Below are 10,883 nucleotides of genomic sequence, written 5' to 3' on the forward strand. Positions count from 1 at the left end.
TATGAGGAAGTTTTCGAGAGCTTCCTCGAAAAAGGCAGAGAGTAGTTGATTCATTCTGTCTTCCTCGATACCCCCACGGTTGTACTTTCTACGGAAAGCGGATGTCGTCTCTATTACTGAGAGTGAAGTGATTATAACCTGTGACTCTTTGTCATCGATCATCTCATCGACTTTTTCGGAGCCGTCCTCCTCGTAATACCTCTTGACTAGAGCGGATGTATCGAAGAAAAGATATCTCATGCCTGAAACTACAGTCTCTCCTCACGACCTTCGTCGACTATCTCTGAGAGGCTCTTTCCTTCAATCCCTTTCCTTAGCTCCTCTGTCTCGGATTCAGTTCTGTGTTCCTCGACGAACTCCCTCATGCTGTTCCTCAAGCCCATTGTCTTTGATTTGTTGAGTAGCTGTTCGCCCAAGAACTCAGTCTTATCAGAGGTTTTGCTCATTCTACCGACTATTCGTGGTTTGATCTTAAAACAGTTCGCCCGGCTGGCTCAGACGATCAGTAGCTGACGAAACCCATGTTATTTCTCCGTGTCGATGTACTCCCTCAGAACCACTGTAGCGTAGCTACCCTTCGGAAGCGCGAATCTGAACTCGATGTCGTCTTCGAAAGTCTCGTATTCGATATCGGTCGAGACGAGAACCGCACGTCTCGTGCCCTCCGAACCGTAGCCGTCGTCCCTGTCGAAGTCCTCCTTTTCGAGAGTATACTCTTCGAGAACCCTCGTCTCTATTTCGCCCTGTACGCCGCCGCTGAGTTCGGTCTCGGAGCCAACGAGAGGCACGGTCACGAAGGCGCGCCCCCTCTCGACGTGTCGGTTTACGGTCTCGACGTTAGACTCGGTGACTTTTTGGAGACTGTCTGTGTCGGGGACTCGGACGCCGTCTATCTCGTCGCCCGCGAAACAGACGACGTCACCGACGTACGCCTCGTCGAATCCCATACCCTCGTCGTACCTCTCCCTGAGTATTACGTTGAATAGACGTGACTGGACGGCGTTGACGAAGAGACGCCGGAGGTTACTCGGTAGCGATTCGAGTGCTTCCTCGTACGAGTCGCCCTCGACGACTGCGTGGATCATCGCCCTCTCGTAGCCGAGGTAGTTGGGGAAGTAGTCGAGTGCCTCCTTGAAATTGAGGTTCTCCTTGAGACGCCGACGTGCTTCCCTCGTCCTCTCGGGCTCGTCGGGGTACGGCTCGGCGACGTACTCAAGCACAGCCGACTCGTAGTCGTCACGGAGTATGTGTTCGCCGACCTTGTGTGTCACGGGACGTTTCGAGCCGAATCTCTGGACTCCGAAGAGGTTGGGTACGCCGCCGAAGTCGTCTATCTCTCCGTCTATGGCATCGAGGTTCTCGGGATTCTCGGGGTCGCGTAGCCTGATCTCGAAACGGTTGCCCTTGAGGTCGCCGAGCGAGATGTAACGGTTCGACCGTCCGAGGTACTCTATCTCCGCGCCGTCGCCGTCAAGTGAGACAGTCTCGACCTCGTCGCGCGAGACGTCCTTCACAGTCATAAACTGAGTCGTGACGGCGTTCTTGTCCTTAGTCCCCGCCCAAGAGACACGTTCCCTGCTTACTCCGAGCGCGTTCGAGAGGTCACGCGCGAAGCCGTGTGTCTCGTAGCCCGTGAGACGTACCTCGACGACTGCGTACTCCCCCTCACTGTTGTCGGAGTAGTCGAATCCCGAGACCTCGTCTACGACGAAGTCCTCGGGCTGAGTCTTTATCTCGCCGCCGACACCCGGTGTAGACGAGACGTACCAGTTGAGTCCGAGGTCTGTCTCAGTGTTAGTATCGTCAGTGTCAGTATTAGTATCAGAAGACATAGTTATCTACTCCGTACTGCGTACTATTTCGACGTAAGCCTTCTTGACATCCTCCCCGCCCTGAAAGGGCGAGGATTCCACTGGTGGGATTTCAGGCTGCTCCTGAGTCCCCAGCGGCAAGTTTCCCAACGCGGCGGTTGGTACTCCGGTCTGTGCGCTCCTCGTTGGGACTTTCGTGAGGGTATGGTTTCCCCGACCATCGGTGGTCGTCCCACTTGAGGCACACGGGCCGTGCCATCGACCCAACTGCGCTACCTGTCTCGCGCTCCAGAAACACCCGACTCGCTTTCAGGTCGGCGTGTCCTGAAAAGCCACATTCATCACACCGGAACAAATCACCGTCGCGGTGTGTGTTCTCGCTACTGCCGCACTCTGGGCAGGTCTGTGTTGTGAACGCTTCAGACTGTTCAACGACGGTGATCCCGTATTCCTCGCACACATGATTCAGTCGGTCGATAAGCCGGCTGAACGCCCAGAAATTGTGTGTTTTCGTATTGACCTCCACTGACCAATGGGTATCCAGTACGTCAGTGAGATCACCGACGTAGACGGTTGCGACACCCATCTCATACAGTCGTTCAACCAGATCACGGAGCAATCCATCTTGTGCATGGTTGCGTCGATCAGTACGCCGTTGATACAGGCGTTCAATTTGGTTGCTCGTTCGCCGTTGGTCGTCTAACAGCGATTGCAGGTGTGCGATCCGTTCGGTTGTTTCACGGAACCGCTCAAATAGCTCACGACCTTCATACAGGAATTGCTGGCCGGTCGTCGTCGTGCAAGCGACGAGGTTGTTTGCGCCTACGTCCAGTGCAGCCGATTCCTCGGCTAGTGGTGAATCCTGTCGGGAATCAGGGACGGTGACAGGTTGAATTGCTCTGAACGTATCGCTCACTACGTCGTACACGATTTCTAACTGGCCTTGCTCTCCCTGCCATTTCGGTTTTCCGGCAACCTCTAACCGAATACGGCTCGTCACGTCATGGCGGTCTTCAAGTTCACCGCCAATCGGGATTTCAAGCCGGGAGCGTTCACCCCACCGGAGGGTGTACTGGTCGTTTCTAATGTAGGTACGAAGCTCGCGTCCGTCCTCTTCGTTACCCCAGTATCCCGGCGGGTGCGGTTTCTCGTCAACCTCACCAGCTTCGTATTTCTCATTCAGCGTGAGAAATGACTTCCATGCCCGCCTGTTCTTGCGGGGGATCTGCTGTGCCGTTGAGCTACTGAGAACGTCTTTGTAGCGGTCGCTTGGATTCGACGCATGAAAGACGTACTCGCCGTCAAAGAAGGATTGTCGCCGGTTGTAGGTGATCTCGTTCCAGAGCGCGGCAGACGCATCCAACAAGTCGAGTAGAGCCGCCCGCTGGGCATCGGTTTGCGGCTTGATCTCGAACTCGTTGGTGCGCTTCATCGCTACTGTATCAATGGTACCGAAGCAACTAATAGTTTGGGTTTGTAGTGGGTTAATATGGGTAGCAACAAGGCGTATGCAGAGTTCGATAACGAGGAACAGTATGAACGACTGAAAGAGATCAAGCAGAAACACGGGTTGACGTGGAAGGGGCTACTCCTACAGGGTGCCAGACGAATGGAAGGCGAGGACGCGATCTAGGCGTTGGAAATCCGGCTGTAGCATGAGAACGTGGTTGTGTCACTGCTCATGTCGGCTTCATCCCCGCCCTGAAGGGCGAGGCTTTCGCCTCGTATTTCCGTAATCGAGTTAGGATAGAGTTTCTGTGTCGTCCCCGCCAAGAAGACCTGACTCACGTAGCTCTCGTGTGCCTTTCTTGGAGACGTAGACGTTCTTGTTATTAACACTGACCTCACCGTCATCGACGAACTCCCTGAGAAGACCCGCAAGCTCGTTCAGGTACTCTCTCGGACGTTCTTCACGTATTCCTACTCCTCTGCCCCGTGCTTCGCCCCTCGAATGGGCTCTGTTGAAGAGGTAGATACGTACGAAGTCGTGTTTGACTTGGGTTCGGTCGGTGTCGAGATACTCCGGGAGTGTGATGGAGCCGTGGGCTTTCGTGCCGACCGGCGCGCCCAGACAGCTCAGAACGCGTCCGAGGAGAGTCGCGTCGTCGGGTACTGCCTCGTCGGCTTTCGCCTCGCGTTTTACGGTATCGAATCCGAGTCCCAGACTCTCGAATACCGACTCGATCACCTTTCTCTCTTCGGAGCCCTCGACTGAGAAGGTGGCTTTGTACTGCGACTTAGTTATACTGCCGCCGCTGAAGATCCACGCAGTCAGTCTGTTGAGACATCGGAAGTTCGAGTCGTCGTAGTCGAGGTCGAGCCAGCCGTGCTCGCGCGCCGTCTCTATTCCCCTGAGAACGTCGGGCTTGCCGCCCTCGATCCACGTACGTATACGGCTACGTGGAACCCCCTCCATACGCGAGGATACCGCACTCGACTTGAGACCCGTCTTCCTGTGAATGTCGATCGCCTCCCTGTACTGGTCTACGAAGTCGTACGGCGACGAGTAGGTCTCGGCGAGATCCTCCTCGGTGACGAGAGGCTCGGCGTCTCTCCGGCTGTCGGATCGCATCTCTGTCTCAGCATAGGCTCGGAGTACATATCAAGCTTTGCGAGGAACATATCCGTGTGAACAGAGGTGGACTCACACCAACATTTTATATAGGATTGGTTCGTATGGCACAGATATGGCACAAAAGAACAGGAAGAGGACGGACGACGCTGTGTCGCCGGTTATAGGCGTGATACTCATGGTTGCCATAACCGTGATACTCGCGGCTGTGATCGGTACCTTCGTGCTAGGTCTAGGTGGACAGGTACAGCAGAACGCTCAGGCTGGCGTGTCGTTTAATCAGAATAACGACAGCAGCGTAACGGTCACTCTTAATTCGATACAGAGAGCCGACGCTATATATATTCAAGCTCCAAATGGTAGTGTTCCTGGAAACTGGACATCTGTATCTCAGAGTGACGTAGGTACTTCTAAGACGGTAACTAGCCTCGGTTCTGGAGACAGAATTACTGTTGTAGGGGAGTACCAAGGCAGTAGAAATACAATAACCTCGTACACAGTCAAGTAACTACCCCGCCGCACCTTATTTTTCGAGTCGAATACACACGCCGACACCCACTCAGCCGTCAGTCTATTCCGAAGAAGACCTAAAGAAGCCTCAGATCGCCTGTCACCCTATCGACCTCGTCGTCTTCGGCGGGTCCGACTCCGAGTGCCGTCAGAGTTCCGGGCTCTATCTGTGTGTGTCCCGCGTCGCGTATGAGAGAAGTCGGAAGCCCCATCGACTCCGCCTCACGTTTGAGTTCGAGAAGATCAGACTCCGAGTCGGCTTCTAAGACGACCTTCTTCATCCCCGTCGACTTCCAGTCGGTCTGTGCGTCTTCCGAAGCCTTCTCGTACGCCTGAAGCGAGGCGTGGGCGACCTGTGACGCCGTCTTGCCGTCCCCCATTCCGAGGTCAGTCCTGACGACTATAGACTGTTTCATGGACTCTCTACGTGTCGGTCTCCAAGAAACCCTGTGGAACGTAGTCGGGACAGACCATCTCCTTCTCGACCCTCGTCTCGGCTTCGTGTTTTTCGCAGTAGACCTGTGTCTCGCCGTGGCGTTTCCGGAAGTCGACGTGGGCGCAGTTGCCACAGTAATGCTGTCCCACAGAGTCGTACGCCTCGCCTTCGAGTCCCGTCTCGTCGAAGCTGACGAGTTCGACCTCGTCGCCGTCGTCCGACTTCTCGATCCGATCCTTCCTGACCGTGTGTTCACGTAACTCCTCTATCGAGTCTATGTCTCTCACGAGAACCTCGTCGAGTCCGGCGTACTCTATCTCGCCGAGATCTTCGGAGTCACCGTCTTCGTCGTCTTCGGCACCCTCGTCTATGCGGTCCGACTTCTGTGTTTTCTCCCTGAGTTCGTCTACATCTACATCTACGTCTATCTCGTCGGGGTCGTCGGTCATCGTGGCTCTGTCACCTCCTCAGGATCGACAGTCTCTGAGACAGAGACATCGGCGTCGTAGTCAGCGTCAGCGTCTAACCCCTCGTCTCCCAGCCGTCTCGCTAGCTCCTCGGCGTTTTCGAGGAAGGCTCTCTTAGCCCTCTTCGCGGTACGTGAAGGCTCTTCGAGGCTGAAGACCGTCGAGCCGTCGTTGGCGGCGTTCCTTATGTCCTGGCTCTTGGGTATGTATGACGGCGCTATCCTGTCGGGGTACTCGTCCTCGAACGCTTCGAGGTACTCGTCGGCGAGTCGTGTCTGGCGGTTGACCTTGTTGGGGACGACCATCTTGAGATCGACACCGACCTCGAAGCTGTCGTCTATCTTTGCGAGGTCGTTACGTAGAGCCGCCGCCTGGCTAGCCTCGAAGACACCCATCTCGACGGGAGCCACGACGTTCTTCGCCGCCCAGAGACCGTTGTACGAGACATTATTCGTTATTCCGGGGAGGTCTATCACGACGAAGTCGTATCCTCGCGGGTCGATGTACGACGACAGAAACGAGTCGAGACGCGAGTACCTCTCGACGGGGTCGTCTATGCTTCCGAGCTCTGTGTCGAGCGAGTCGAGTCCGGGATGTGCGGGGATTATGTCAGGACCTTCCTCGGTCTCGTATATCAGACCCTCGACGGCTTCGTCACCCAGTTTTCTCGCGATTATCTCCCACTCATCCTGAAAGACTGTGCTTATGTTGGGCCAGTCGTCCTCGTTCTCGATACTCTCCTCGACCCTGTCCCAGAGACCGAAATGCTTGACGAGGTCGCCCTGCTTTCCCGCGAGGTCGATCAGGAGGACATCGTTGCCTTTCTCTGCGAGTCCCACGCCGATATGCGCTGACACGGTCGTCTTACCTGTGCCCCCCTTGTCGAGAAACGTCGCAACACGGAGAGGTGGCTTCATATACCTATGTTAACGCGGTCTCGTATAAGCCTTTGTCAGACATCAGACATCAGACACGAGATGGCAACTTAGAATAAGTCAGACCCACAATCCAACAGCGATGCACGACCTCGTCGTAGTCGGAGGAGGACCCGCGGGCTCGACTCTCGCGCGTGAGTCTGCCGAGAGGGGTCTAGACGTCGTACTTCTCGAAAAGGGAGAGATAGGTCTGCCTCTCGCTTGTTCGGGACATCTCTCCGACGAGATCTGGGACTTTCTCCCCGAGTCGGCGCGGTCGCTGGTCGAGAACGAGATACGTGGCGCGCGGTTCCACGTCGGCGACTCGACCTACAGGTTCTACTCCGACTCGACAGTCTCGTACGCCTTAGACAGGGTTGAGATGGACAGGCTCCTCGCACGTGAGGCGGAGAAGGCAGGCGCGACAGTTCTGGAGAGACACGAGGCTACGAGTCTGAGCGTTGACACCTCGACAGTCGAGGTCTCTACCCACGACGATGTCTTCGAGTCACGTCTCGTCGCTGGATGTGACGGACCCTTCTCGACAGTCAGGGAGTCGCTTGGATTCGACGACCCCGGCGAGATACTCCACGGCTTTCTCGGATTCACGGACGAGGACGGCACGGATGACTTCGTCGACGTCTACCTCGATGTCCCGGGTTTCTTCGGATGGAGGATACCGAGGGGCGACTCAGTCGAGTACGGCGCGGCTTCGCGCTCCGACGTACGTGAGAAGTTCGAGACGTACGTCGCCCCTGACGCCGATCTCAGAGACGTGTGTGGTGGAGGAATACCACTCGTCCCGCCGTCTGAGACAGCCGATCCCGAGAGACGCGCCTTTCTGGTCGGTGACGCCGCCGCACAGGTCAAGCCATTCACGGGCGGTGGGATAGTATACGGAATGACCGCCGCGGGGATCGGAGCCGAGGTCATCGATCCTGAGAGACCCGAGACTCTCGCCGAGTATGAGACACGGTGGAGAGACGAACTCGGGCGCGATATTCTCCTCGGCAGGCTCATAAGGAGATTCTACGATCTTCCTGCCTTCGTGCAGAGGAAAGTCCTGGGACTCTTCGAGGGAGAGATATACGTCGACATGGACCGTCCAACATCTCTGTTTAACAGACGTACGGCACGACGTGTACTCGGAAACCTAACGTCTTCTGAGTCTCTGAGTCAGTATAGCAAACTTTGATAACCCACCGACTCAATAACGGGGTATGGTAAAAGCATACGTTCTGATAGAGTGCGAGACGGGATCGATACAGTCGATAGTCGATGACATACGGGGGATAGACGCCGTCACCGACGCTACTGCGGTCACGGGAGAGTACGACATAATCACTGAGCTTGAGGTCGATCAGGTAGACCAGATACTCAAGACGGTCGCAGGACGTATACACGAGCTTCCGGGCGTCGAGGACACGACGACGTGTATATCGACTTAGAATAAGAATAAAAAGACAGTATTCGGGCGTGGCTGGAGAAAGATACTGATACGACGTGAGCACCTCAGAATCCGACACAGAGACAGAGACGGACTCCGACCCTGACCCCGACTCCGGAGAGGAGAGGGTGACTGACAGCCTCGTGGACGTCCTACGGACGGGGAGGTCTCTGGCTGTCGTCTGCCACGACAATCCTGACCCCGACTGTATAGCGAGCGCGCTGAGTCTCCGAAGGATAGCCGAGGAGGAAGAGCTCGATGTCATCGAGATACTCTACGGAGGTGACATCTCTCACCAGCAGAACCGCGCCTTCGTCAACCTCCTCGGCATAGAGATGCAGCATCTCTCGGAGTCGGACGTCGACGCGTACGACCTAGTCGCCTTCGTCGATCACTCAGTTCCGGGAGCCAACAACTCGGTTCCCGAGGAGGTCGATGTCGACATAGTCATAGACCACCATCCCCTCGACGACGAGGTCGAAGCGAGGTACGTAGACAGGAGAACCGAGTACGGCGCGACGACGACTCTTCTCGTCGAGTACCTCCGTGAGCTCGGAATAGAGCCCGATACCGACCTCGCGACGGCTCTTCTGTTTGCGATAAGGAGAGAGACACTCAACTTCCTCCGTGACACGACGCCGAAGGAGTACGACGCCGCGCGTTATCTCCATCCCCTCGCCGACAAGACCATGTTGAGGGAGATGGTACAGCCCGCTTTCACGCCCGCGACACTCGACACTATAGGCGAGGCGATACGTAACCGTGAGGTTCGGGCATCGGCTCTAATCTCGGGGGTCGGACGTACGACCGAGAGGGACGCTCTTCCTCAGTGTGCCGACTACCTCATGAACCTCGAAGGCGTCGCCACTGTCGTCGTCTTCGGAATCGTCAACGACGACATACATATAAGTGCGAGGTCGAACGACTCACGCATAAACCTCGACGACGTGATGAGGGAGGCTTTCGGTGACGTCGGAAGCGCGGGAGGACACCATGACATGGCTGGCGCGCAGATACCCCTCGGAATCTTCTCCGACCTCGCCGACTCCGAGGAGTACGTCGACCTCGCGTCGGAGATAATCGAGAGACGTTTCTTCGATGCTATGAACCTGTCCGCGACTACCTCGAACGGAAACGGGGAGTGATGAAAGCGTATCCAGATCCCAGCGGGCTCGAAGTCTGGGAGGCCGCGACTACCTCGAACGGAAACGGGGAGTGATGAAAGAGGGGATACGTGTCCTCGGGGTCGCAGAGAGCTATACCCCGGGGTCGGACGAGTCGGTTCTCGGTGGCGTTGTAATGAGAGGCGACGGACGTCTCGACGGCTTCGTCTTCGGCTCTTCTCTGGTAGGCGGAACAGATGTCACCGACTCAGTGATAGATATGTACGACAGACTCGACAGGGACGACATACACGCCGTGATGGTCGGAGGTATCGCCGTCTCGTGGTACAACGTCGTCGACCTGAGACGTATAGAGGACGAAACGGGAGTTCCGGCTCTGAGCGTGAGCTTCGAGGAGGGCGGCGACCTCACCGACTCGATCCGTGACGAGTTCGAGGGCGAGGAAGCCGACGAAAGGGTCGAGGTCTACGAGAGACAGCCCGAGAGACGGCGGGTAGAGGTCGAGACGGAGAACACGACGACAGACGTCTTCGTGAGATCGGTAGGTATAGACGAGGAGAAAGCAGACTCGGTAGTAAGGATGTTGACGACACACGGGAAGAGACCCGAGCCTGTCAGGATAGGACGTCTCGTGGCGCGCGCAGCCGACGCCTGGGAAGGAACGGACGGAGACGGGGAGACGGAGGATACATGACATGAGCCACGAGTACACTGTCGAGAACTGTGAGAGATGTGACGCACTCGTCGAGTCACGTTCACGTATAGTCGACGGCGTCGGAGCCGGAGAGTCGGGAGTCGTCTTCGTGGGTGAGGCTCCGGGTGAGCAGGAGGACGAGGAGGGCGAGCCCTTCGTAGGCAGGAGCGGCGAGATACTCACCCGGAAGCTCGAAGATCTGGGGGTCGAACGCGACGAGGTACGTATAACCAACACCGTGAGATGCAGACCACCCGACAACCGCGACCCGTATAAGTCGGAGATCGAGAACTGTTCGGAGTACCTCGACGACGAGATACGGTTCTACGACCCCGACGTGATCTGTAGCCTCGGACGTGTCCCTACTTCGAGACTCGTCGGCGAGAACGTGACTATGAGAGACGTGATAGGATCGTCCATGGAGACAGAGATCGGCGACGAGACCTACACGCTCGTGCCGTGTTACCACCCCGCGGCTATGCTCTACGACTCGTCAAAGGAAGAAGACATAGACGAGACTCTCGAAGTCGTCTTCTCTCTCGCTCAGACTAATTAATTTAGATTTGTGGAAGCTCGCAAATCTGTGATTTCTGAACGGGGACTCCACCTGCTCAAGTTGAAGCTGATTAGGTCGAACAGACCAAAAATTAAATATTAACAAACTAAGACAGTATATCTATGAAAGAGATACACTACTATATCTTAGCCGGTGTTTTGAGTTTTGTGGGCGGATCTCTTGTATTACTAACAGGTTTTGACATGCGGATTTTCGGCTCTCACACGTTATTGGTTTCACAACTGATGATAAGCAGTGGAATAGTGTTGTTAGGAAGAAAAAGCGACGATGAAGGAGTATCGGTACTTCCCAATCGGTAATTGAGAGTAAAAGATAAAGCGTTACTCTGATT

Annotated in this window: 14 protein-coding genes; 6 read left to right on the forward strand and 8 right to left on the reverse strand. The window is 55.8% G+C overall.

The genetic code is table 11. From position 1 onward, the window contains the following. From SV253_06970 to SV253_06990, 5 genes are all read right to left on the reverse strand, one after another. The coding region (locus tag SV253_06970) for a type II toxin-antitoxin system VapC family toxin (GenBank protein MDY6775802.1) at positions 1–240 on the reverse strand (240 nt) is incomplete at its 3' end. Between the two features lie 8 nt (positions 241–248). Next, positions 249–446 carry a hypothetical protein gene (locus tag SV253_06975; GenBank protein MDY6775803.1) on the reverse strand — a complete coding sequence of 66 codons (198 nt, stop codon included), beginning with the start codon at positions 444–446 and terminating at the stop codon, positions 249–251. 78 nt (positions 447–524) lie between these two features. After that, the gene (gene truD, locus SV253_06980) at positions 525–1,832 is read right to left on the reverse strand and encodes a tRNA pseudouridine(13) synthase TruD (protein MDY6775804.1); all 1,308 of its coding nucleotides are present in this window, start codon (positions 1,830–1,832) and stop codon (positions 525–527) included. Between the two features lie 91 nt (positions 1,833–1,923). Continuing rightward, on the reverse strand, positions 1,924–3,243 hold the full coding sequence (locus SV253_06985; GenBank protein ID MDY6775805.1) for a transposase: 1,320 nt from the start codon (positions 3,241–3,243) through the stop codon (positions 1,924–1,926). 309 nt (positions 3,244–3,552) lie between these two features. Further along, entirely contained in the window at positions 3,553–4,383 is an 831-nt protein-coding gene (locus SV253_06990) for a hypothetical protein (GenBank protein MDY6775806.1), read from the reverse strand. 115 nt (positions 4,384–4,498) lie between these two features. Between SV253_06990 and SV253_06995 the strand changes: the two genes are divergently transcribed. Beyond that, entirely contained in the window at positions 4,499–4,891 is a 393-nt protein-coding gene (locus tag SV253_06995) for a type IV pilin N-terminal domain-containing protein (GenBank protein MDY6775807.1), read from the forward strand. A gap of 79 nt (positions 4,892–4,970) precedes the next feature. Here SV253_06995 and pth2 read toward each other — a convergent pair whose 3' ends face one another. Genes pth2 through SV253_07010 form a run of 3 tightly spaced genes read right to left on the reverse strand, consistent with a single transcriptional unit; the run spans position 4,971 to position 6,713 of the window. Next, positions 4,971–5,309 carry a peptidyl-tRNA hydrolase Pth2 gene (pth2, locus tag SV253_07000; protein ID MDY6775808.1) on the reverse strand — a complete coding sequence of 113 codons (339 nt, stop codon included), beginning with the start codon at positions 5,307–5,309 and terminating at the stop codon, positions 4,971–4,973. 7 nt (positions 5,310–5,316) lie between these two features. Continuing rightward, on the reverse strand, positions 5,317–5,778 hold the full coding sequence (locus SV253_07005; GenBank protein MDY6775809.1) for a hypothetical protein: 462 nt from the start codon (positions 5,776–5,778) through the stop codon (positions 5,317–5,319). Continuing rightward, positions 5,775–6,713, reverse strand: coding sequence for a ParA family protein (locus SV253_07010; protein ID MDY6775810.1), 939 nt, complete (start codon positions 6,711–6,713; stop codon positions 5,775–5,777). Before SV253_07010 ends, SV253_07005 begins: the two co-directional genes overlap by 4 nt. A gap of 100 nt (positions 6,714–6,813) precedes the next feature. On the opposite strand from SV253_07010, the gene SV253_07015 reads away from it, so the two are divergent. The 5 genes from SV253_07015 to SV253_07035 all read left to right on the forward strand — a co-directional run bounded on the left by SV253_07015 (position 6,814) and on the right by SV253_07035 (position 10,531). Beyond that, the gene (locus tag SV253_07015) at positions 6,814–7,905 is read left to right on the forward strand and encodes an NAD(P)/FAD-dependent oxidoreductase (GenBank protein MDY6775811.1); all 1,092 of its coding nucleotides are present in this window, start codon (positions 6,814–6,816) and stop codon (positions 7,903–7,905) included. Between the two features lie 25 nt (positions 7,906–7,930). Continuing rightward, positions 7,931–8,158: an Lrp/AsnC ligand binding domain-containing protein gene (locus SV253_07020; GenBank protein ID MDY6775812.1), complete on the forward strand. Its 228-nt coding sequence runs from the start codon at positions 7,931–7,933 to the stop codon at positions 8,156–8,158. 127 nt (positions 8,159–8,285) lie between these two features. Beyond that, positions 8,286–9,302 carry a bifunctional oligoribonuclease/PAP phosphatase NrnA gene (locus SV253_07025; protein MDY6775813.1) on the forward strand — a complete coding sequence of 339 codons (1,017 nt, stop codon included), beginning with the start codon at positions 8,286–8,288 and terminating at the stop codon, positions 9,300–9,302. A 73-nt stretch (positions 9,303–9,375) separates the two neighbouring features. Continuing rightward, a complete protein-coding gene (locus tag SV253_07030) occupies positions 9,376–9,975 on the forward strand; it encodes a DUF99 family protein (GenBank protein MDY6775814.1) in 600 nt (199 codons plus the stop codon). Position 9,976: 1 nt separating this feature from the next. Then, a complete protein-coding gene (locus SV253_07035) occupies positions 9,977–10,531 on the forward strand; it encodes a uracil-DNA glycosylase (protein ID MDY6775815.1) in 555 nt (184 codons plus the stop codon). Positions 10,532–10,883: the final 352 nt, after the last annotated feature.

It is taken from the genome of Candidatus Afararchaeum irisae (assembly GCA_034190545.1).
GTDB classification, from domain to species: domain Archaea; phylum Halobacteriota; class Halobacteria; order Halobacteriales; family Afararchaeaceae; genus Afararchaeum; species Afararchaeum irisae.

Coding starts and splice junctions, on each gene's coding strand:
- SV253_06975 (MDY6775803.1), bottom strand. CDS start 446: ATGAGCAAAACCTCTGATAAGACTGAGTTCTTGGGCGAACAGCTACTC.
- truD (MDY6775804.1), bottom strand. CDS start 1,832: ATGTCTTCTGATACTAATACTGACACTGACGATACTAACACTGAGACA.
- SV253_06985 (MDY6775805.1), bottom strand. CDS start 3,243: ATGAAGCGCACCAACGAGTTCGAGATCAAGCCGCAAACCGATGCCCAG.
- SV253_06990 (MDY6775806.1), bottom strand. CDS start 4,383: ATGCGATCCGACAGCCGGAGAGACGCCGAGCCTCTCGTCACCGAGGAG.
- SV253_06995 (MDY6775807.1), top strand. CDS start 4,499: ATGGCACAAAAGAACAGGAAGAGGACGGACGACGCTGTGTCGCCGGTT.
- pth2 (MDY6775808.1), bottom strand. CDS start 5,309: ATGAAACAGTCTATAGTCGTCAGGACTGACCTCGGAATGGGGGACGGC.
- SV253_07005 (MDY6775809.1), bottom strand. CDS start 5,778: ATGACCGACGACCCCGACGAGATAGACGTAGATGTAGATGTAGACGAA.
- SV253_07010 (MDY6775810.1), bottom strand. CDS start 6,713: ATGAAGCCACCTCTCCGTGTTGCGACGTTTCTCGACAAGGGGGGCACA.
- SV253_07015 (MDY6775811.1), top strand. CDS start 6,814: ATGCACGACCTCGTCGTAGTCGGAGGAGGACCCGCGGGCTCGACTCTC.
- SV253_07020 (MDY6775812.1), top strand. CDS start 7,931: ATGGTAAAAGCATACGTTCTGATAGAGTGCGAGACGGGATCGATACAG.
- SV253_07030 (MDY6775814.1), top strand. CDS start 9,376: ATGAAAGAGGGGATACGTGTCCTCGGGGTCGCAGAGAGCTATACCCCG.
- SV253_07035 (MDY6775815.1), top strand. CDS start 9,977: ATGAGCCACGAGTACACTGTCGAGAACTGTGAGAGATGTGACGCACTC.